Source organism: Bacillus cereus group sp. MYBKT111-2 (assembly GCF_051915205.1).
Taxonomy (GTDB): Bacteria; Bacillota; Bacilli; order Bacillales; family Bacillaceae_G; genus Bacillus_A; species Bacillus_A paranthracis.
In genome coordinates, this window is record NZ_JBQAEG010000008.1 from 1 (window position 1) to 22,662 (window position 22,662).

Sequence of the window (22,662 nt, forward strand, 5' to 3'; positions counted from 1 at the left end):
ATTATCGGGTTAACAACGTCAATTAAGATTTGTAAATAAAATAAAAAACCAAAACGAGAGGATGAATGAAATGTCAAAAGGATACAAGTTCACAAAAGAAGAGTTAGTAGAAGCGTGGAAAGATCCACAAGTAAGAGAGAAGTTAAAAGATTTACCGAAACATCCATCAGGAAAAGCGTTAAATGAATTAAGTGAGGAAGAGTTAGCGGAAATCCAAGGGGCATCAGATGTACAACCAGAAACAACACCACTTTGTGTGGGAGTCATTATCGGGTTAACAACGTCAATTAAGATTTGTAAATAAAATAAAAAACCAAAACGAGAGGATGAATGAAATGTCAAAAGGATACAAGTTCACAAAAGAAGAGTTAGTAGAAGCGTGGAAAGATCCACAAGTAAGAGAGAAGTTGAAAGATTTACCAAACCACCCATCAGGAAAAGCGTTAAATGAATTAAGCGAAGAAGAACTAGCGGAAATCCAAGGGGCATCAGATGTACAACCAGAAACAACACCACTTTGTGTGGGAGTCATTATCGGGTTAACAACGTCAATTAAGATTTGTAAATAAAATAAAAAACCAAAACGAGAGGATGAATGAAATGTCAAAAGGATACAAGTTCACAAAAGAAGAGTTAGTAGAAGCGTGGAAAGATCCACAAGTAAGAGAGAAGTTGAAAGATTTACCAAACCACCCATCTGGAAAAGCGTTAAATGAATTAAGCGAAGAAGAACTAGCGGAAATTCAAGGGGCATCAGATGTACAACCAGAAACAACACCGCTTTGTGTGGGAGTCATTATAGGAATAACGGCATCAATTAAAATTTGTAAGTAGATAGGTTTCATTCGAAAGGGGTGTTCATCTCCTTTTGAATGAAACAGATTCCAATATTCGAATGTGAAAAATCGAATGTTGGAATCTGTTTCTCCTGAAGGGGGACCGATTTATTGGAATATGGATTTTAAAATAAGGAAGGGGATTAAATTATTATGTTAATTCACTCATATATAAATGAAAAGGCATTTGCGAAGAGTCTTAATTTGAAAGAGCGTTATAAAACGCTAATGAGTAGAAGAGATTTATTATTATCGGAAGATTTAAATTTGGCCCAATTAAATAAATGGATAGATAAAATGTTTAGAAGTAATAAAGCTGATTTTGATTTTAAATTAAAGATGAATGAAATGACAAAAGAAGATTTTGCGAGTTTAATTGAGAAAATTCCTGAATCCAAAGAGCATTTATATATAGATGAATTAAATGAACATGTGAATTTGCGCGTGTTAGAAATGGGAATAGAGTTGTGTGATAGTAAGCCATTAAGTGCAGAGGAAGATTTAGGGTTTATAGAATTTGTTAGGCCGTTTGCACTTTATGCAGCCGAAATGATAGATAGTTCGTTGAAATATAGATTAAATAAGATATGTTATGAGCATGAAGAAATTAAAGAAATGCTAGTACGATCTTTAGTAGAAGAGTTATTAAATAATGCGGTGCGCTCACTAGTCTTAGAATTTAATATTGCAAAACTAAGGGAGGAACTGGTAGGAGAGACTCCAGAAGAGCGATTTCTTTCCTTTGTCAGAGAGAAAGCTAGGAATAAGGAGAATTTAATTGCGTTCTATGAGGAATACGCAACATTAACGCGAAGGTTAATTTTGAGAACAGAGTATTTTATACAAAATGTTCAAATGTTACTATTTCGTTTGAATGAAAATTGGCTACAATTACAAAAAGAATTTCAATTGCAGGATGCGTCATTAAGCGAAATTAAGGTTGGATTAGGAGATACACATCAAGAAGGAAAAACGGTTGTTCAGCTTGTATTCTCTTCAGGTAAAGAAATTTTATATAAGCCAAAGTCTATGGAAATTACGAAATCGTACCATGCGTTTTTAGAATGGATGAATGAGGTAAGTGGAAGTATACAACTTCCATCATATAAAGTTTTAGACTGTGGTGAATATGGATGGGAAGAGAAAATATTGTATAAACCGTGTTCTTCTAAAGAAGAGGTAGAGCGCTACTATTCACGTTTTGGTAAGTTGATTGGTTTAATGCATATGTTAAAGGGTGCGGATTTGCATTTTGAAAATATAATTGCTCATGGAGAGTATCCATACATTATTGATTCGGAGACGATTTTTCATCAATATCCAAAACTGAATTTTCCAGATAGTGCGGAAGTAAAATTGAAATATGAACAAAGCGACTCAGTGATAGGATCTGGATTGCTGCCGCAAGCTATGTTTCAAAATATCGATGGAAAAGGTATCGATTTAAGTGCTTTAAATGGAAAAGAGCAAGATTTGCCGTTTAAGGTGTTGGCTTTAAATCAAAATAGTAAAGATGAAATGGAATTTACTATGAAAGAAGCCAAAAGTCAAAGTGCTAAAAATCTACCGAAACTTGGAGTAGAAGAGATTTATGTAGAGGATTATTTGAACTTTATTATTGATGGTTTTCAGGAAATGTGTAAATTTTTTATTGAGTATAAGGATGAGATTTTATCAGAAAGAGGACCTTTAATTACATTTAAAGAAAATAAAATTCGCATTGTTGCTAGGGCTACTCAACAATATTGTAATTTCCTACAAGAGTCTACACATCCAGACTATATGAGAGATTCAATTTTATTGGAACAATTATTTGAAAGAGTATGGTATTACCCATATGAAAATAAGGAACTAGTCATTCATGAGATTCAAGACTTATTACGTGCGGATGTTCCTATATTTACGACTTTTACAGATTCACGAGATCTATATAGTAGTACAGGTGAAAAGATGGAAGATTTTTTTAAGGAGAGCGGTTATGAGCAAGTATATAATAGAATTTATCATTTTGATGAGAAGGAATTGGAAAAGCAACGAGGATGGCTGAAGTTGGCAATACAGGGAAATAGAGAAATTGATATTAAAGTGAGAAGGAAAGAGAGTTACAGAAGTGAATTATTAGAAAATCATCAGGAGACAATCTTGCAGGAAGCAATAAATATCGGAGAGTCTTTAGTAGAGAATGTAGTATTATCTGATGATAAAACAACAGCTTCATGGTTACAAGCAAATGTTATTCACGACAAGTGGTATGTTGCCCCTATGAAACAAAATTTATATGACGGTTTAGGTGGCGTAGCACTATTCTTATTGTATCTAAATAAAGTTACAGGAAACGAAAAATATTTAGAGGTTGCTCATAAGGCGTTGAAATCAGCGATGAACCCTTTATCGAAAGCGAAGGGGCTGCTATCGACCTTCTTGGGTAAATATTCATTGTTATATCCATTAGCACATTTTCAATCTATAAGTCCTAGAAAAGAATATCAGGATTTTTTAGAAGAAATAAAAGTAGAATTAAAAGAAAGGCTCAAAGAAGAAGAAGAGTTTGATTTGTTAAGTGGCTCAGCGGGAGTTATTCAAGTGGCCCTTAATGTATTTGAAATGACAAAGGATCAAGATTATTTAGATCTTGCTGATATGTATAGTAAGCATTTGGCGGAAAATGTATCAATATTAGAAAATGGAGTAGCGTGGAAGAATAAACATACTAACAGTTATTTAGGTGGTTTTTCTCATGGAACGAGTGGTATCGCTTGGAGCTTATGGCGTTCGGGGATTATGAATAGGAATCAAGAATATATTGATTTAGCTAAAAAAGCGCTTGCTTATGATCGATCATTGTTTGATAAAGAAGAAAGTGCGTGGAAAGACACGAGAGAGAGTGAGAAGAAGTGCTTACATCAATGGTGCCACGGTTCCACCGGAATAGGATTGAGCAGGGTTTTAGTAAGAAGCTATGAAGAAGATGTAGAAATGGACGAAGAAATTCGAGTAGCTGTAGATAATGTACGAAAGTATGGATTTAAAAATAATGATACATTATGCCATGGGAATATGGGGGACACGGAATTACTATTGGCTGTTTCACAGTTATATGGTAATAAAGAATTGTATGAACAGGCGATACAAATTGGCATACAAGTTATTAATAATTATAGAGAAACGGGTAGTTATCAATGTGATGCACCAGATGATATTCAATCATTCGGCATGTTTGTAGGAATAGCAGGAGTTGGTATGCAGTTATTAAGACTATTACAACCGAATGAAATTCCATCTGTTATGACATTAGAAAATGTAAAAGGATAAATGAAAAGACATTCTACCTTTTGGTAGAATGTCTTTATTATACATTTACATTTATTATACCTTTTCGAACAGCTTCAGCTAGCGCTTCAGAACGAGAACTCACCTTGAACTTTTTAAATAGTTTCGTTAAATTATATTCAACAGCCCTAGAACTCATATATAATTCATCTGCAATTTGTTTATTACTTTTTCCTTTCGCAATGGATTCAAGAATTTCTAATTCTTTTTGTGTAATTGTAACATGGCTTGATGCTCTTTTCGTATCTAAGTTATCAACAGTCATATCTTCAACTCGAAGTTGTCGCAATAGAGAAATTGGGATTAAAGTATACCCATTTAAGACAGCACGAATAGCCATTAATAACTCTTGTTGTGATGCTGATTTGCTAACAATACCGCTAATACCAGAATCTATTAATAAATTAAATTGAGATAAATATTCGAAGCCTGTGTAGAGAATGATTTTTGCATCTGGTTGTATGTGTAAAAGTTTTTGAGCCACATCAAGTCCACTATAATTAGGCATGTTCATGTCTAAAAGATATATGTCAAAAGGTGTTTTTGAACTTTGAGAAATTGCTTCCTGTTCGTTTAAAATGTATGTTGCCTGAATATCTGCTTCTAATTCGATCATATTTTTTGTGCCTTCACCAACTATTTGGTGATCGTCTACAATCAAAACGTGTATCATTTTATTCACCTCGGTATAGTAATATTTACTTGTAGTCCATTTCCAATTTCTGAAATAAGTTGAATTTCGCCTCCTATTCCTTGAACACGCCCTTTAATCCCAGATAAACCCATATGTTTATTTGAAGAATAGGGGACTTGCGTATTAAAGCCGATGCCGTTATCACGATAATCTAGATAAATACAATTATTCTCCTCCCATAAGAATATATTAATTAAAGTTGCATTAGAGTGCTTATCAGCATTGTTTAATAATTCTTGGATAATACGATAAATAGATAGAATTTTATCAAATTCGTAATGATTCTCCTGTATTGAGTCGTATTCAAATTGAATTCGGAAATTAGTACGTAGTTGCATTTGTGCTAATAGCTCTTTAAGCGCACCTATAAGACCGATTTCAGATAGAAGAGCAGGTTTTAATTCATTACAAGTGTCACGAATTTGTTGAATAACATCTAACATACCGAATTTTATTTTTTCTAATTGTCCCTGCAATTCACCTGGTACAGTATGCTCTTTTAATACAGTTTCTAGTTTACGATACCAGACAATTTGGTCTTGCAGGGCAGCGTCATGAAGATCTGCAGCGAGTCGACGCCTTTCAGTCTCTGAGATTTGAAATAGTAGGCGTGAAAGAGTTGCTGAGTGTGTTTTATTTGCTAGGCTTTCTTTTTCTAAAGATTGAATGATTTGGTTAACTGAATTTAGGTTTTCATAAACGAGACGTACATATTTGACGATAGCGATAAACCAAGTCTTTTCATTGATATTAAATTTAATATTGTTGGTTTTATTTCCAACCCAAATGTAATGCTTTGTATTTTGAGTAGAATATAAATAAATACCGATACATCCGTCATCTTCTAATAAATCATTTATATATCCCGATTCCATTCCCCATTGTTTCTTTTTCGAAAGATTAAATTTTTCTGTTTCCCCGTAACTCTTATAACAATTATATGTATTGTGTTTTATATCAAATTCAATAAATTGTATAAAACACGGTTTTAGTAGGGAGATAATTTCATTCATAAATTTCTTCTCTAAATCTTTTACTTTCATAATGGAAGAAAGTTGTTGTGCGAACTGATCAATACTTACATGTAGATTGGTTTTGCTTCTGAATAATTGATTGCGAAATGTGAAATCTAATCGTTCCTTTATTACAAGAAACAGTATGTTTAAAGGGAAAATGATAATAAAATTTTGCATGAGTCTAATTAAGAAGCGTTCGTCAGGATTAATACCCCAGCTTATAATTAATGTAATAATGATAGTTGGAATTAATGAAAGCATAGAGTAGTAACGAACACGATCAAACATAAAATCAATATCAAAGATTTGCTTTGTTAATATTAAATAAAAGTAGCCAATTGGAATGCAAAATAGGAATAAGGCTGCAATATCAGCTCTAATCATGGCTGCATTTAATAATATCCTTGGAAGCGCATATAGCATGATAAATGGCCCGAAAGAAATACATTGGATAACTAACATAAATTTAAAAAAAGGTCTGTGTAAAGTATTTCTATATTTTATGTATCCTTTTAAAAGAAAATATACACTTAAAAGAATACTAAAGCATAAATAAGCTAAATCTGTGTAAGCAGAGACTTGTTGCAAATTTGGAAAAAAGGTAACGGATAATAAGCCAGTAGTAACAACCGTCATGTATAGACAAAGGTGAAATCTAACCACATTTTTATGTATAATAATAATTTCCTTCCGCTTAAACAGCTGATATAAAAATAAAGTAAGAAATAAAGATACACTTTGAAAAGAGATACTTATAATCAAGAGTCCGCCAAAATCAGATTTACTAGATATAGAAGAGGCGGAAAGGCTAATAGAGGTTGCTAATAAAAAAAGCATAAAATAACGCTCTTCTCGCCTTATAGCTTTATTTCTATAGAGAATAAAACATAAGCTTAGAATGGTTAGAGAAAAAATCATTGGTAGATATAATGTAATAAGTAGCTCTTCGTTGTCTGAAGTAGCTGCTGTACTATAAGTAGAAATCTTATCATTCTTTATAGATTGAATTTCGGTTGCATTTAAAAATTGATTTTGGTACCGCTTGAAAACCCCTAAATAAGGATTCTCCCCATCTACTTTGTAGATTTCATCGCCTACTTTTAATGCTGTTTTTGCAGCCCAACCCGACGTATCAATTTGACTGATTGTATATGTCTTCTCGTTTTCTTTAGAAGCGATAATGCCACTGTAAGGCTGATAAAATTTGTAGAGGATGTAACTTTGTATGATTAAGTAAAAAATTATTAATGAAATTACGAAATAAATTGGACGTTGTTTAATCATTGCTAGAAATACCTCACTATCATATATAATTTCGGAATCCCGCAATAGGATTGCGGATAATAGCAAAAGAATATGTAATAATATAAAACTATAAAAATTGGTGGGGTGAACGATATATGATTAGGGAATTAGTTGAACGTATATTAGAAGATATTCAATTTAAAAATGTGTGTAGTCAAGGAACCATAGCCATTGATGGTATATCAAAACAAGAATTAGAAATTATATTAGGTACTTTAGATAAATCGACTTTACTTAGTAAAGCTGCTGAGACATGGAAGTAAACTAAATTAGAGTATCAATTAACCTATCCTTATTTGCTTGACTGATTGAAAGTTGTTCGATGTATCTTTGACATTTGTATACATATAGGTTTTGCATAACAGAGCAATACTCCATCGATCCACCGTATAGTAATATGTGTTTTAAAGTTTCTAATGTTTGATTATTTAATTCGTTATATTGTATCTCTTGATTAAAGAATTTTTTTATAAGTATAAAGTTATCATTTTTACTATTTAAATAATATAGTATTGGTAAAGTTTTCTTTAAATTAAGAAAATCATTTTTCTTATCCCATTGCATAATATCACGCATATCGTTTTTTATTTGATTAATAACGCCTATACATATTGCGTAGTTTTCAATTAAAGAACGCTGGATAGGGTTAATATTCCCTGTTCCTAATAAGCATGCAAGTTTAATTAGATATCCAGATTTGTGAGTTACCATATCAATATAGTCTTTCTCAGAATGGATTTCATTTTTAAGATCTAGCTGTTGTCCATTAATAGAGTTTAAAATACAAGAGTGTATTTCGTTTTTGAGCCAGTTTTTCATTTGAATTGAAAGGGAAGATTTGTCAACTTCTTGCAAACAAATAAGTAAGAATCCCATAATTATATTGAGATTTGTGGCAATTGGATGTTTTGTCCAAGGTCCTTCTAAGAAATCTTCATCTTGAATATCATCCATAATATCTAGAGAGAGCATAAGTAATTCTATAATTGTTAGCAGTAATTGTTTTTCTTCTTCATTTTGGTTATCTTGAAATATTTCATAATGTACGAGAGTGATGTTGGCAAAACGAGTAGAATCATTGAATTTGTATTCAATATATTCTGAAGAACATTGACGTAATGTAGATTCGAAAAAATGTCCATAAACCAGTTTTTTTGCACGCAAAATTAATTCATTTTGTAATGAATAAATCACTCGCAGCTCCCCTTTTGTAAAAATTCGGAATATTCCAATTGTAACATAAGAGGGAGATCTTCACAATTAAGCATATCGCAAATGCGATATGTTTTTTTTATGAAGATGTTGCGGAGAATCCCGCTAATTTGTTTGCGGTAACTACAACGTGCATTGCGGACAATAACGTTTAAAAGAAGGATATGATAGGAGTACAGATTAAGACAACACAGTTTAATAAACGAGAAAAAAATAATCTAATATGGATTGAGAATAAAGGAGGAGAATGATGAAGAAAGTTTTAAGTGATCGAGAAAAAGAAGTAGCTGTGTTGATTGCACGAGGTTTGAAGGATGTTGAAATAGCCAGGGAGTTATTTATTAGTAGAAGGAGGGTGGGGGAATTAGTAGCCTCAATTAAAAGAAAATTAGAAATACATTCAAGGGTCCAAATTGGAATAGCTGCATATTTTTTAGGATTAATTACATTTGAATTTAATTTTAATCATGGTAACCATGAGGGTGTTGCTATGATTAATAGTTAAAGAGATAGGGGGGAATAAAAATGGCAAAGGTGCCCTTTATAGAGCAGATGGAACATAGCGAATGTGGATTAGCCTCATTAGCGATGGTTTTTAGTTTTTATGAAAAGCATGTTTCGTTAGCTGAATTAAGAGAAGAGTTTGGTGTTCCAAAAGGTGGGACATCTTTATATCAGCTTATGCATATTGCTAGAAAAAATGGTTTTCATGTAAAAGGATATAAAGCTGAATATGAGGCTTTAAGTGAAGTTAAATTACCAGCAGTTATCCATTGGGAGCATAAACATTATGTAGTCCTGGAGAAATTGACAAAAAAGGGGGCTATAGTTATAGACCCTGCTTACGGAAGAAATAAAATCTCTAAAAAAGAAATGGAGGAAAAGTATTCTGGATTTGTATTAACACTGGAACCAGATGAGTCATTTCAAAAACAAAAAGGTGTCTCTCATTTGCAATTCTTTTTATCGTTTGTGTTAGGGAAAAAGAAATTAATAGCTTTAATTGTATTAGCTTCTTTGATAATTCAGGCTTTTGCGCTGGTGATTCCATTTGTAACAAGTTGGATGACTGACCACGTAATTGTTCCGAGAGATCCGAGTTATATGAATATGATAGGTTACAGCATTTTAGTATTGCTAATAAGTTATCAAGTATTTGCTTCGTTAAGAGGCTTTCTAATAGCGAAATTGCAAACGGCAATTGATATGTCTTTAATGCAAAGTTTTATAGAAAAACTACTAAGTCTTTCTTATAACTTTTTTGAGAATCGATCCATGGGAGAACTGTTATTTAGAGCAAATTCCAATGTATATATTAGACAAATATTATCTACTAAGGTAATTTCCTTTCTTATAGATGGAATTCTGCTTTTCACTTACTTATTCTTCATGTTTCGTTATTCGACTTTATTAGGACTCGTTGTGTTAGCAGTTGGGATTGTTATATTCGTCTTACTTGTCATGAGCACGACTGTTTCTAAGAAGTTAGCTGATAAAGAGGTTTCGGCTCAAGCTCAAGTTCAAAGGATTTTGTCTGAGAGTATTAATGGGATTAGTGATGTGAAGGTTATGGGATTGGAAAAGCAAGTGTATAAAGAATGGAAAGAACGCTTTGGTTCTCAACTTATTCATGCAGAGAAGAGATCTATATGGACGGCATTGATGAATACATTAGCGGGTTCTATTCAATTTATCTTACCGTTGTTTCTACTTTGGTTCAGTGGACAACAGGTGCTAGCTGGAAATATGACATTAGGAAGTGTACTCGGCTTTAACGCGTTAGCGATTTCGTTTATAACACCGATTATTTCCATTGGGAGTGGCTATGGTGAATTGATTTATATTAGCTCTTATATTCAGCGGATTTACGATGTAATGCATGCGAGATCGGAGAGAGAGGTAAATCAATTTTCAGGCATTAAGAAACTGAATGGTGATATTGAGTTTGACAACGTTTCTTATCGTCACAATTATTTCAGTGAAGATGCAATTCAGAATGTCTCATTTAAAATCAAAGCTGGTGAGAAGGTCGCAATTGTTGGGGCGTCCGGTTCTGGAAAAAGTACAATTGTAAAGATGCTTCTCGGACTATATACACCAACGAAGGGGAAAATCCGATTTGATGGGATTGAAAGTGAAAAGTTAAATTTGAAATTTTTAAGGAAATCAATAGGCGTTGTTTTCCAAGAAGCGAGATTGTTTAACAAAACGGTAGGAGAAAATATTATTGCACAAAGGAAAGGTGTACCTCCAAATGGAGTAATTGAGGCATCAAAGCAAGCAAATATATTAGAAGATATTATGATGCTACCATTAAATTTTCAAACGATGGTATCTGAATTTGGAGTTAACTTCTCTGGTGGGCAAAGGCAAAGGTTAATATTAGCTAGAGCATTGGTAACAAACCCATCTATTTTAATATTGGATGAAGCGACAAGTGCACTCGATACATTGTCTGAAAGAGTTATTGATGAGAATTTAACTGATATGTTATGTACAAGGATTGTTATTGCACATAGATTAAGCACGGTTAAGAATGCAGATAAGATTATTGTTATGGATAAGGGAGCAATTGTAGAGATAGGATCACATACAGAGCTACTTGAGAAGCAAGGATATTATTATCAATTGTCAAAAGCTCAGGAAGTAAAAGGAGGGATTAAAAGTGAAAGATTGGCTTAAATATCGAAACACAATAGCGAAAATAGGTGCTGGAATTACTGTGGGATTATTATTAAACCTTCCTATAGTTGGAGTTAGTACGATAAGCGCTGAAGAAATGAAACATAATCAAATTAAAGAAAATTCGTATGTGTTTACATTGAGGCAAGGTGAAAATACGGATGAGATGATAAAGGAAATTAGAGATAAATATCCCGATTTAAAGCTAGAAGTAATAAAAGAAATTAAGGTGCTGAATATTGAAGGTGATAATTTAGAAAGAGTACAAGAAGCGAAGCAGCATTTATTAAAAAATTATAAAGGGATAATTGAAAAAGCAGGTAGAGAGGATGTAGTGGAATTAAAGCCGCCCACTATAGTAAAGAATCCTTCAAATAAAATAAAATACGCACCTTCACAATTAGAACAAGAAGAGGCCGATTATAGCAAATGGAAATGGGATGTCGATAAGGTAACAGAAAATGGGGAGAGCTATAAAATTGAACAAGGAAATCATAGTGTAAAGATTGGTGTTATTGATAGTGGGATTGATGTAAATCATCCTGCGTTAAAGGGAAATATAGTTAGTCAGGGGAAAATTTTAGTTCCGAATGTAGAATCAATTGAAGATAATATTGGTCATGGAACAATGATTGCGGGGTTAATAGCTGCTGATGGGAAAATAAAGGGGGTAGCGCCCAAAATTGGGATTGTACCATATAAAGTATTTCAAGGTAGTTCTGCAGATTCAAGTTGGATTATTAAAGCTATTGTAGAGGCTGCAAATGATGGTATGGATGTTATCAATTTAAGTTTAGGAACATACAAGTCCATTAAAGACCCAGAAGAAGGAGCTGTGTATTTAGCTTACAAAAGAGCAATAGAATATGCGAATAGTAAAGGGAGTTTGCTAGTGGCTTCCTCTGGAACAGAAGGATTCGATATTTCAAATCCTTTTCAATTAGCTAAGCAAAGAGGATATGAAAACGACTTGCAACTTCATATGCCTGGGGGGTTACCGGGGGTAGTCACTGTTGCGGGAACAAATAAAGAGGATCGATTATCTTATTACTCTAATTATGGAACAAATGTTGATATTGCTGCTCCATCAGGAGATTATGGATCTTTGTGGGAAAGTGAAAAAGTGGGAGATGAAACAGCTATGGTATTAACCACATATCCTACAAATCTTCCACAATCTCAACTAAGTGAATGGTTAGGATTTGATAGAGGATATGAGCTGATGATTGGAACTAGTCTAGCAGTTCCTAAAGTATCTGCTACAGCTGCACTTGTAATTGCGGAATATAAAGAAAAGTTTAGGCTGAAGCCTAGTAATGGATTTGTTAAAACGAGGTTATATCAGGGGGCTAAACCGGCATTGGGTGACGGGAAAAAATACTTTGGAAAAGGCATTGTAAATGCGAAGGGTGCACTTGATTTTCGAAATACAAATTTTAAAAAATGGGAGAGATAGGGATGAATTTTAAAAAGTTTTTACTTATGATTGGCGGAATTGCTTTAGGAATGGCAGTTATTTACTTTATTAAACAGTAAAAGGGGATGTTATATATGGCATTTGAAATTCAAGGTTTAAATAAAACATTTGGTGAATATAAAGCTGTTGATGATTTAAATATACGTGTAGAAGAAGGTGGAATTTTAGGGATGCTGGGCCGGAATGGTGCTGGTAAGACGACAACAATTCGTATGATCTTAGATTTAATCAAACCGGATAGCGGCCAAATTCTATGGAATAATCGCCCTTTTTCAAAGAAAGACTTGTCTATCGGCTATTTACCAGAAGAGCGTGGATTATACCCGAAAATGAATGTAGTGGAGCAATTAGTGTATTTCGGCAAGTTAGAAGGAATGCCAGCAAATCTTGCAAAAAGGCATGCGTTACAGTGGCTAGAAAAATTAGAAATGACACCACATTTAAAGAAGAAAACAGAGGAATTGTCAAAGGGAAATCAACAAAAAATCCAATTGATTTCAGCGATATTGCATAATCCGGAATTCATCATACTAGATGAGCCATTTAGTGGATTGGATCCTGTAAATGCAGAGATGTTAAAAAATGTTGTACTTGAGTTAATCGCGCAAAGAAAAACGATTATCTTTTGTAGTCATCAAATGGACAGTGTAGAAACGTTCTGTGAGGAAATTTGTATTATGAAAAACGGTCAAATTGTATTATCGGGTGCCTTGTCAGATATTAAGAAAAGTTATCAATATAAATATATGACGTTGCAAACGGAAGGGGATATTGAACCGATTCTTAAGAAGAAAAATTTCAATTTTGAAAAAGTTAATCGTACGTTCATGATTAAAGTTAATGATGGAGAGGATGCATTTTCGCTGCTTGAAGATATTAAAACGAAACAATATATCCGAGACGTTTCTATTAAAGAACCTTCTTTACATCAAATCTTTGTTGAAAAGGCGGGTGCATAAGTAATGAGGAATTTCTGGATTGTTTTAGGGCAAACGTACTGGGATCGTGTGAGGACGAAAATATTTATTGGGATGACATTGTTATTAATAGGGGGAGGGATATTCTTATTCTCCTTTCCAACTTTAGTACAAAAGTTTTCTGGAGAGAAAGAAAAAGCAAAGGTTGTATTTATTTCTGAAGCGCCTAATGTTACGGTGGATCAATCTAATCTTAGTAAAGCTCTTCCGGAATGGGATTGGTCTTTAGGAGATAAAACAAAATTAAATCAATATAAGCAAGATTTGTTAGATAAGAAAGTCGAAGCGCTCTTTATATTAAAAGAGGGTGCGGGTGCTGAACCAGTATTAGATTACTTTATGAAGGTGGATAATCCTAAGTTGATTCAAAGTGCGCAGGTATTTGTACAAAATCATTATTTTCAAAGTGCGGTAGTTAAACAACAGTTATCAGAAGAGGCTGTGAAATCACTGACGATGAACGTGCAAGCGAAAAAGCAAAACTTAAATAACGAAGAAACAAGCTCATTCTTACTGGTGTATTTATTAGTAGCGATTATGTACTTAGCAATTACTTCGTATGGAAATGCGATTGCTACAGCGGTAGCGTCAGAGAAGGCGTCGCGTGTTATGGAAGTGATGGTAACGAAGGTGTCGCCTGTTCACATGGTCTTTGGGAAGATATTAGGAGTCGGTCTTGCTAGTTTGACACAGTTATTTATTTTCTTCCTTAGTATGGCGCTATATATTAAATCTGGAATTTTTAAGGTGTCGGATTCGTTTTTTGGAGTGAATATTGATGTGAATTTGATTACAGGTGAGCATGCTGCATATTTCTTGTTATATTTTGTTCTCGGTTACTTCGTTTATGCGGCACTTTTCGCAGTGTTTGGTTCTATGGTAAGCAGGCCAGAAGAATTATCCGGAACAACGATGCCGATTACTCTTATATTGATGGGAAGCTTAGTGGTGGAGTTATTAGTAGTACTTGATAACCCTGAAGGGCTAGTATCAAGGGTGACATCATATGTTCCGTTTACAGCTCCAATTAGTATGGTAGTTAGGATTATTAATGGATCGGTTGGGAATTTAGAAATTATTACATCTATGGTTGTATTATTGGCTAGCATCAGCTTAATTGCTATGTTTGCAGCGAAGGTCTATCCAAAAGGTGTATTAAGAAGTGGTAAGAGCCTTAAATTTAGTCAATTGTTAAAAAATAATTAATTGTAGGGGGGAATAAATAATGAGATTTTTTTCGAAAAGAAAACAAAAAATGATGGATAGTAGTGGCGAGAGAAGTGCGAAGAAAATAGTTGAGTTATCTGTGGAAGAGATGAGAGGAATTCAAGGAGCGTCTAGTGAATCGAACGATTATCTCTATGATTCCTATGTAATTAGGAATCAAAGTTCCTTAGCTTTAAATAAGAGGTTTCTTCCTTAATAGTAATCATAAAAGAGTAGTTAGGCATAGTGAAGAGTCACTATACCTAAACTGCTCTTTTTATTTTGGGATTGAAAAGAGATAAATTTAATGTTGTTATATATAAAATTAAAAGTTACTATTAGTACGTGGTAATAAAAAATGAGTTTAATATTTTCTTTCAATATTATTCAAATTTCGGTTGTAAGTTGTAAATCTCATTAATACATATAAATTAATAATATTTTGGAATGGGTGTCTGTGATAGCATTCTCCTTTTACCAAACTTATTGTACAATAGAAACAAGGGGGAGATTAGTTTGAAGGCAAGTCTTTTACAAGAACAAAGCTTACGTTTGGCAATGACACAAGAGTTAAGGCAAGCGATTACAATGCTCCAGTATAATGTACAAGAATTATCGGAGTTTTTGTATGAGCAATCGTTAGAGAATCCCCTTATTGAGTTAGGTGGTTTTGAGAGGGAGAAGAAAAAGAGCTCTAACACAAGTAAAAGTACCAGCAAACAAGTCGAGAATCAGATGGAAATCTACAGTGTGGATTCTACAACGATTCAGCAACATTTATTAAATCAAATACAGTATTATAAAATAGAGGAAGAAGAGCGAAAAGTAGCTTCTTTCATTATTATGAACATGGATGGAAATGGGTATTTACAAGAGACGAACGAAGAGTTAGCAAATCTTCTTTCCGCACCGCTTCATGTAGTCGACCGCTCTATAGAGCTTGTCCAATCACTCGAGCCAGCAGGGGTAGGAGCGCGTAATATTCAGGAATGTTTAACCTTGCAATTGAAGCGCTTACAAAGGCGGAATGGATTAGCAGAAGAGGTTATAGAGGATCACTTCGCTTATTTCGTTAAGAAAGATTGGCGAAAGCTCGCTCAAGTGTTGAAGTGTAGTAATGAGGAATTACAGAGTGCTGTGAATTGTATAACGTCATTACAACCAAAACCAGGTCTTGCGTTTTCTTCTGATAAACCACTTTATATTGTACCTGATATGGCGGTGAAAAAAGATGGTGATCGTCTCGTTTTACAAATGAACGAGAGAAATATGCCAAGAATTGAAATTCATTCTGAATATAGTGCGCTTCTTAATAATAGTGAAAGTGAAGTGGCATCTTACGTATCAGAAAAGTATCAGCATGTGCAGTGGATTATGCGTAGTTTAAAACAGAGAAAACAAACCCTTCTGCAAGTGATGACCATTATTATGGAAAAACAACGTGATTTCTTCTGGAAAGGTCCGGAGTATTTAAAGCCACTTGCTTTAAAAGAAGTAGCAGAAGAGTTAAGCGTGCATGAATCGACAATTAGTCGTGCAACGCGAAATAAATATGTGCAAACACCACACGGTTTATTTGAGATGAAATCGTTCTTTAGTAATGCCGTTTCGACTACTGAAGATGAAGCAGTTTCTACAAAGCGTGTAAAACAATTTATTCAAACGCTTGTTGAGGCAGAGAATAAGAAAAAGCCACTTTCAGATCAAAAGATTTCAAAATTATTAGAAGAAGAGCATGAAATCGTTATTTCTCGAAGAACAGTGGCGAAGTATAGAGAGCAAATGCACATCCCAGCGTCGTCATTACGAAAAACAATCGGATAGGTGAAGAAGATGAAAGTTGTACTGTATACAAAAAAAGATTGTGGCCTTTGCGTGAAGGCAAAACAAGTTTTACAGGAAGTACAATGTGAATATTCTTTTCAAATTGAGGAAATAGATATATATGAAGATAATGACCTTTTAGAAAAATATCATCTAATGATTCCGGTTGTAGAAATAGACGGAAAACAAGTAGAATATGGTAACATTCACAAAGGTGTCATAATAAACTATATAAAGAATGCAGTTAAGAGTTGAATAAGTTTCTATCTCCTGTTACAATAATACACGTAGCAGGGATTATTTTTTTAACCTATGTGGGACACAAAATGTCACTACGGGACGTAAAGTGACCAAGAGGGAAAATGAACCGATGTAGTGAGGAGAAAAGATATGCGCTCATGGATTCAGAACACAAAAAAATTATTACCTGATCTGCTACCTGTTATGCAAACGAGAATGCAAATTCTTCAATACATTAGGCTCATGCAGCCAATTGGAAGAAGAAACTTATCAGCAAGTCTCGGTATGACAGAACGAGTATTGCGAAGTGAAGTTCAAGTTTTGAAAGAACAAAACTTAGTTCACGTCGCTTCTTCTGGAATGACATTGACAGAAGAAGGAACAGCTTTAGTTCTTGCTTTGGAAGACTTTATGAAAGAAATTTCCGGGTTAAAGGTTTTAGAAAAGCAACTTAAGGAAACATTAGACTTGGATGAAGTTTTCGTTGTCCCTGGTGATAGTGATGAATCGCCTTGGGTCAAACTGGAGATGGGCCGTGCTTGTGTGACTTGTATAAAAGACCGTCTGACAGCGAATAATATCGTTGCTGTGGCTGGAGGAACTACGCTAGCTGCTGTTGCGGACATGATGCAGCTTGATTGCAAAGATTTACATATGCTATTTGTCCCAGCACGTGGTGGAATTGGAGAAGGCGTCGAGTTAGAAGCCAATACCATTTGTGCCAAGATGGCGCAAAATACGATGAGTAATTATCGCTTATTGTATGTTCCAGATCATGTTAGCAGCGAAGCATATGCGTCTATTGTGACAGAGCCTTCCGTGAAAGAAGTTCTTGAGTTGATTCGATCTTCCAATATCGTCATTCATGGAATAGGTGATGCGTTAACAATGGCACGTCGCAGAAATACTTCGGAAGCAGATTGGTTAAAGATTCAGGCAAGCGAAGCAGTTGGCGAAGCTTTCGGTTACTACTTTAATGAACAAGGAAATGTTGTTCATAAAGTAAGAACAGTTGGTATGCAACTAGAGGATTTACAAAATGTATCTCACGTTGTTGCGGTCGCTGGAGGTTCTTCAAAGGCAAAGGCAATACAGGCTGTAATTAAACAAGGGCACACTTCAATTCTAATTACAGATGAAGGTGCAGCAAAACAGTTAACAAAGGGTATTACCCTTTAATATAATCCCCCAAGGAGGAAATTCAAATGACTAAAATTGGTATTAATGGATTTGGACGTATCGGACGTAACGTATTCCGCGCAGCTCTTAACAACTCTGAGGTAGAAGTAGTAGCAATCAACGACTTAACAGATGCTAAAACATTAGCTCACCTTTTAAAATATGACACAGTTCACGGAACTTTAAATGCAGAAGTATCTGCTAACGAAAACAGCATCGTTGTTAACGGTAAAGAAATTAAAGTTATCGCTGAGCGTGACCCAGCTCAATTACCATGGAGCGACTACGGAGTAGAAGTAGTAGTAGAATCTACTGGCCGTTTCACTAAAAAATCAGACGCTGAAAAACACTTAGGTGGATCAGTTAAGAAAGTTATCATCTCAGCTCCAGCTTCTGACGAAGATATCACTGTAGTTATGGGTGTTAACCACGAACAATACGATGCAGCTAACCACAACGTAGTATCTAACGCTTCTTGTACTACAAACTGTCTAGCTCCATTCGCTAAAGTATTAAACGAAAAATTCGGCGTAAAACGCGGAATGATGACAACAATTCACTCTTACACTAACGACCAACAAATCTTAGACTTACCACACAAAGATTTACGTCGTGCTCGTGCAGCAGCTGAAAACATGATCCCAACATCTACTGGTGCAGCTAAAGCAGTAGCATTAGTATTACCAGAACTTAAAGGTAAATTAAACGGTGGCGCTGTACGTGTTCCAACTGCTAACGTTTCTCTAGTTGACCTAGTTGTTGAACTTGATAAAGAAGTAACAGTTGAAGAAGTAAATGCAGCATTCAAAGCAGCAGCTGAAGGCGAATTAAAAGGTATCCTTGGATACAGCGAAGAGCCATTAGTATCTATCGACTATAACGGATGTACAGCTTCTTCTACAATCGATGCATTATCTACAATGGTAATGGAAGGTAACATGGTTAAAGTACTTTCTTGGTACGATAACGAAACTGGTTACTCTAACCGCGTAGTAGACCTAGCAGCTTACATGACTTCAAAAGGTCTTTAATTCTTAATTATATAAGTTATCAATGACAAAACGAGGGAGAGGGTTTGTTCCCTCTCTCTCTTCTTTCGTTTTAAAAGCAAATGTGTTAAGCTTTTGAGTGGGTTTTGTCAATCCTAACTAGTAGTCGGAGGGAAATCCAATGAACAAAAAATCAATTCGTGACGTAGATTTAAAAGGTAAGCGTGTATTTTGCCGCGTTGACTTCAACGTACCTATGAAAGAAGGCAAAATTACAGATGAAACTCGTATCCGTGCAGCTCTTCCTACAATTCAATATTTAGTAGAGCAAGGTGCGAAAGTTATTTTAGCAAGCCACTTAGGCCGTCCAAAAGGTCAAGTAGTAGAAGAATTACGTCTTACTCCAGTAGCAGCACGTTTAGGCGAGCTTCTTGGTAAAGATGTTAAAAAAGCAGACGAAGCATTCGGACCAGTTGCACAAGAAATGGTTGCAGCAATGAACGAAGGCGACGTATTAGTTCTTGAAAACGTACGTTTCTATGCGGGCGAAGAAAAGAACGATGCAGAACTTGCGAAAGAATTTGCAGCTCTTGCTGACATCTTCGTAAACGATGCATTCGGTGCAGCTCACCGTGCTCATGCTTCTACAGCAGGAATCGCAGACTACCTACCAGCAGTATCTGGTCTATTAATGGAAAAAGAGTTAGAAGTATTAGGTAAAGCACTTTCTAACCCAGAACGTCCATTCACAGCTATCATCGGTGGTGCGAAAGTAAAAGATAAAATCGGTGTAATTCGTCATCTATTAGACAAAGTAGATAACTTAATCATCGGTGGCGGACTTGCTTACACATTCGTTAAAGCTTTAGGTCATGAAATTGGTCTATCTCTATGTGAAGACGACAAGATTGAACTAGCTAAAGAATTTATGCAACTTGCAAAAGAAAAAGGCGTAAACTTCTACATGCCAGTTGATGTTGTAATCACTGAGGAATTCTCTGAAACTGCAACAACTAAAATCGTTAATATCGATTCTATCCCTTCTAACTGGGAAGGCGTGGACATCGGTCCTAAAACACGTGAAATTTATGCAGATGTAATTAAAAACTCTAAGCTTGTTGTATGGAATGGACCAATGGGTGTATTCGAAATGACTCCATTCTCACAAGGTACAAAAGCAGTAGGACAAGCATTAGCAGATGCAGAAGGTACATACTCTGTTATCGGCGGTGGTGACTCTGCAGCAGCTGTTGAAAAATTCGGTATGGCTGATAAAATGAGCCACATTTCTACTGGCGGCGGTGCGTCATTAGAATTCATGGAAGGTAAAGAGCTTCCAGGTGTAGTTTGTCTTAACGACAAATAAGTAGCAGCCAAAGAAAAAGGACGGTGCAAAGCATGCGTAAACCAATTATCGCAGGTAACTGGAAAATGAATAAAACTCTATCTGAAGCAGTTAGCTTCGTAGAGGAAGTTAAAGGTCAAATCCCAGCAGCTTCAGCTGTTGATGCAGTAGTTTGCTCTCCAGCTCTATTCTTAGAGCGCCTTGTAGCAGCGACTGAAGGAACTGATTTACAAGTAGGTGCACAAAACATGCACTTCGAAAAAAATGGTGCATTCACTGGCGAAATTAGCCCAGTAGCACTTAGCGACTTAAAAGTAGGCTACGTAGTACTTGGCCACTCTGAGCGTCGTGAAATGTTTGCTGAAACAGATGAGTCAGTAAACAAAAAGACTATCGCAGCATTTGAACATGGTTTAACACCAATCGTATGTTGTGGTGAGACTTTAGAAGAGCGTGAAAGCGGAAAAACATTTGATCTAGTAGCAGGTCAAGTAACAAAAGCACTTGCAGGTTTAACAGAAGAGCAAGTTAAAGCAACTGTTATCGCTTATGAGCCAATCTGGGCTATCGGTACAGGTAAATCTTCTTCTTCTGCAGATGCAAACGAAGTATGTGCGCACATCCGTAAAGTTGTTGCAGAAGCTGTTTCTCCAGAAGCTGCAGAAGCTGTTCGTATCCAATACGGCGGTAGCGTAAAACCAGAAAACATTAAAGAGTACATGGCACAATCTGACATCGACGGCGCTTTAGTTGGCGGTGCTAGCTTAGAGCCTGCTTCGTTCTTAGGTCTTCTGGGGGCGGTAAAATGAGAAAGCCAACAGCTTTAATCATTCTTGACGGTTTCGGACTTCGTGAAGAAACTTACGGGAATGCTGTAGCACAAGCTAAGAAACCTAATTTTGATGGTTACTGGAACAAATTCCCTCACACAACGCTTACAGCTTGTGGCGAGGCAGTAGGTCTTCCAGAAGGTCAAATGGGTAACTCTGAGGTTGGTCACTTAAATATCGGTGCTGGCCGCATTGTATATCAAAGCTTAACACGCGTAAACGTTGCAATTCGTGAAGGTGAGTTCGATAAGAACGAAACGTTCCAAAGTGCAATTAAAAGCGTAAAAGAAAAAGGTACTGCACTTCATTTATTCGGTTTACTTTCTGACGGTGGTGTGCACAGTCACATGAACCACATGTTTGCTCTTCTTCGCTTAGCAGCTAAAGAAGGCGTTGAGAAAGTATACATTCATGCATTCTTAGATGGCCGCGATGTTGGACCAAAAACAGCACAAAGCTATATCGATGCAACAAATGAAGTAATTAAAGAAACAGGAGTAGGACAATTCGCGACTATCTCTGGTCGTTATTACTCCATGGACCGTGACAAGCGTTGGGATCGCGTAGAAAAATGTTACCGTGCTATGGTGAATGGTGAAGGCCCTACTTATAAATCAGCAGAAGAGTGTGTAGAAGACTCTTATGCAAATGGTATCTACGATGAATTCGTATTGCCGTCTGTAATTGTTAACGAAGATAACACGCCAGTTGCAACAATCAATGATGATGATGCAGTTATCTTCTATAACTTCCGTCCAGACCGTGCAATTCAAATTGCTCGTGTATTTACAAACGAAGACTTCCGTGAGTTCGATCGTGGTGAAAAAGTACCTCGCATTCCAGAATTCGTATGTATGACACACTTTAGTGAAACAGTAGATGGTTACGTGGCATTTAAGCCAATGAACCTTGATAACACTTTAGGTGAAGTTGTTGCGCAAGCGGGATTAAAGCAACTTCGCATCGCGGAAACTGAAAAGTATCCGCACGTTACATTCTTCTTTAGCGGTGGTCGTGAGGCTGAATTCCCAGGAGAAGAGCGTATCTTAATTAACTCACCGAAGGTTGCAACGTATGACTTGAAACCTGAAATGAGCATTTACGAAGTAACGGACGCTTTAGTAAATGAAATCGAAAATGATAAACATGATGTTATCATTCTTAACTTTGCGAACTGTGATATGGTTGGCCATTCTGGGATGATGGAACCAACAATTAAAGCAGTAGAAGCAACTGACGAATGTTTAGGAAAAGTTGTAGAAGCGATTCTTGCAAAAGATGGTGTAGCACTTATTACTGCTGACCATGGTAATGCGGATGAAGAATTAACTTCTGAAGGAGAGCCAATGACAGCTCATACAACTAACCCGGTTCCTTTCATTGTTACTAAAAACGACGTAGAATTACGTGAAGATGGTATCTTAGGTGATATCGCTCCAACTATGCTTACACTTCTTGGTGTTGAGCAACCGAAAGAAATGACAGGTAAAACAATTATTAAATAATTTGCTTATATAAAA

General features: G+C 35.5%; 21 protein-coding genes. 18 read left to right on the forward strand and 3 right to left on the reverse strand.

Annotated features, from left to right (window positions below; all coding sequences use genetic code 11):
• The first annotated feature begins 70 nt into the window (after positions 1 to 70).
• From ACTFNE_RS20350 to ACTFNE_RS20365, 4 genes are all read left to right on the forward strand, one after another.
• Positions 71 to 304, forward strand: coding sequence for a mersacidin family lantibiotic (locus ACTFNE_RS20350; RefSeq protein ID WP_000033704.1), 234 nt, complete (start codon positions 71 to 73; stop codon positions 302 to 304).
• Between the two features lie 31 nt (positions 305 to 335).
• The gene (locus tag ACTFNE_RS20355; protein ID WP_046198765.1) at positions 336 to 569 is read left to right on the forward strand and encodes a mersacidin family lantibiotic; all 234 of its coding nucleotides are present in this window, start codon (positions 336 to 338) and stop codon (positions 567 to 569) included.
• 31 nt (positions 570 to 600) lie between these two features.
• On the forward strand, positions 601 to 834 hold the full coding sequence (locus ACTFNE_RS20360) for a mersacidin family lantibiotic (protein ID WP_000033705.1): 234 nt from the start codon (positions 601 to 603) through the stop codon (positions 832 to 834).
• 155 nt (positions 835 to 989) lie between these two features.
• On the forward strand, positions 990 to 4,148 hold the full coding sequence (locus ACTFNE_RS20365) for a type 2 lanthipeptide synthetase LanM family protein (RefSeq protein WP_046198764.1): 3,159 nt from the start codon (positions 990 to 992) through the stop codon (positions 4,146 to 4,148).
• Between the two features lie 37 nt (positions 4,149 to 4,185).
• On the opposite strand, the gene ACTFNE_RS20370 is transcribed toward ACTFNE_RS20365, so the two are convergent.
• Together ACTFNE_RS20370 and ACTFNE_RS20375 are read right to left on the reverse strand one after the other, a co-directional pair.
• Positions 4,186 to 4,839, reverse strand: a complete 654-nt coding sequence (locus ACTFNE_RS20370) for a response regulator (RefSeq protein WP_000582193.1) — start codon at positions 4,837 to 4,839, stop codon at positions 4,186 to 4,188.
• A gap of 5 nt (positions 4,840 to 4,844) precedes the next feature.
• Positions 4,845 to 7,160 (reverse strand): sensor histidine kinase, encoded by a 2,316-nt coding sequence (locus tag ACTFNE_RS20375; protein WP_270706390.1) that lies wholly within the window; start codon positions 7,158 to 7,160, stop codon positions 4,845 to 4,847.
• A 116-nt stretch (positions 7,161 to 7,276) separates the two neighbouring features.
• On the opposite strand from ACTFNE_RS20375, the gene ACTFNE_RS20380 reads away from it, so the two are divergent.
• Entirely contained in the window at positions 7,277 to 7,444 is a 168-nt protein-coding gene (locus ACTFNE_RS20380; RefSeq protein WP_000617613.1) for a hypothetical protein, read from the forward strand.
• Between the two features lies 1 nt (position 7,445).
• On the opposite strand, the gene ACTFNE_RS20385 is transcribed toward ACTFNE_RS20380, so the two are convergent.
• Positions 7,446 to 8,375, reverse strand: a complete 930-nt coding sequence (locus tag ACTFNE_RS20385) for a polyprenyl synthetase family protein (protein ID WP_000640555.1) — start codon at positions 8,373 to 8,375, stop codon at positions 7,446 to 7,448.
• Between the two features lie 268 nt (positions 8,376 to 8,643).
• On the opposite strand from ACTFNE_RS20385, the gene ACTFNE_RS20390 reads away from it, so the two are divergent.
• From ACTFNE_RS20390 to gpmI, 13 genes are all read left to right on the forward strand, one after another.
• Entirely contained in the window at positions 8,644 to 8,898 is a 255-nt protein-coding gene (locus ACTFNE_RS20390) for a response regulator transcription factor (protein ID WP_000757186.1), read from the forward strand.
• Positions 8,899 to 8,918: 20 nt separating this feature from the next.
• The gene (locus ACTFNE_RS20395) at positions 8,919 to 11,075 is read left to right on the forward strand and encodes a peptidase domain-containing ABC transporter (protein WP_270706392.1); all 2,157 of its coding nucleotides are present in this window, start codon (positions 8,919 to 8,921) and stop codon (positions 11,073 to 11,075) included.
• The gene (locus ACTFNE_RS20400; protein WP_270706394.1) at positions 11,059 to 12,531 is read left to right on the forward strand and encodes a S8 family peptidase; all 1,473 of its coding nucleotides are present in this window, start codon (positions 11,059 to 11,061) and stop codon (positions 12,529 to 12,531) included. The genes ACTFNE_RS20395 and ACTFNE_RS20400 overlap by 17 nt, the downstream gene beginning before the upstream one ends.
• 95 nt (positions 12,532 to 12,626) lie before the next feature.
• Positions 12,627 to 13,511 (forward strand): ABC transporter ATP-binding protein, encoded by an 885-nt coding sequence (locus ACTFNE_RS20405; RefSeq protein ID WP_000863488.1) that lies wholly within the window; start codon positions 12,627 to 12,629, stop codon positions 13,509 to 13,511.
• A 3-nt stretch (positions 13,512 to 13,514) separates the two neighbouring features.
• A complete protein-coding gene (locus ACTFNE_RS20410; protein WP_270706395.1) occupies positions 13,515 to 14,735 on the forward strand; it encodes an ABC transporter permease in 1,221 nt (406 codons plus the stop codon).
• 19 nt (positions 14,736 to 14,754) lie between these two features.
• The gene (locus ACTFNE_RS20415; RefSeq protein ID WP_001210631.1) at positions 14,755 to 14,952 is read left to right on the forward strand and encodes a hypothetical protein; all 198 of its coding nucleotides are present in this window, start codon (positions 14,755 to 14,757) and stop codon (positions 14,950 to 14,952) included.
• A gap of 299 nt (positions 14,953 to 15,251) precedes the next feature.
• The gene (gene rpoN, locus ACTFNE_RS20420; protein WP_270706397.1) at positions 15,252 to 16,559 is read left to right on the forward strand and encodes an RNA polymerase factor sigma-54; all 1,308 of its coding nucleotides are present in this window, start codon (positions 15,252 to 15,254) and stop codon (positions 16,557 to 16,559) included.
• A 9-nt stretch (positions 16,560 to 16,568) separates the two neighbouring features.
• Positions 16,569 to 16,814 carry a glutaredoxin family protein gene (locus ACTFNE_RS20425; protein WP_000869729.1) on the forward strand — a complete coding sequence of 82 codons (246 nt, stop codon included), beginning with the start codon at positions 16,569 to 16,571 and terminating at the stop codon, positions 16,812 to 16,814.
• A 135-nt stretch (positions 16,815 to 16,949) separates the two neighbouring features.
• Entirely contained in the window at positions 16,950 to 17,978 is a 1,029-nt protein-coding gene (gene cggR / locus ACTFNE_RS20430; protein ID WP_001258187.1) for a gapA transcriptional regulator CggR, read from the forward strand.
• A gap of 26 nt (positions 17,979 to 18,004) precedes the next feature.
• A complete protein-coding gene (gene gap / locus ACTFNE_RS20435) occupies positions 18,005 to 19,009 on the forward strand; it encodes a type I glyceraldehyde-3-phosphate dehydrogenase (RefSeq protein ID WP_000161236.1) in 1,005 nt (334 codons plus the stop codon).
• A 139-nt stretch (positions 19,010 to 19,148) separates the two neighbouring features.
• Positions 19,149 to 20,333 carry a phosphoglycerate kinase gene (locus ACTFNE_RS20440; protein WP_270706398.1) on the forward strand — a complete coding sequence of 395 codons (1,185 nt, stop codon included), beginning with the start codon at positions 19,149 to 19,151 and terminating at the stop codon, positions 20,331 to 20,333.
• A gap of 32 nt (positions 20,334 to 20,365) precedes the next feature.
• Positions 20,366 to 21,121, forward strand: coding sequence for a triose-phosphate isomerase (gene tpiA / locus ACTFNE_RS20445; RefSeq protein WP_001231038.1), 756 nt, complete (start codon positions 20,366 to 20,368; stop codon positions 21,119 to 21,121).
• A complete protein-coding gene (gene gpmI, locus ACTFNE_RS20450) occupies positions 21,118 to 22,647 on the forward strand; it encodes a 2,3-bisphosphoglycerate-independent phosphoglycerate mutase (protein WP_046198759.1) in 1,530 nt (509 codons plus the stop codon). The genes tpiA and gpmI overlap by 4 nt, the downstream gene beginning before the upstream one ends.
• The last annotated feature ends 15 nt before the right edge of the window (positions 22,648 to 22,662 follow it).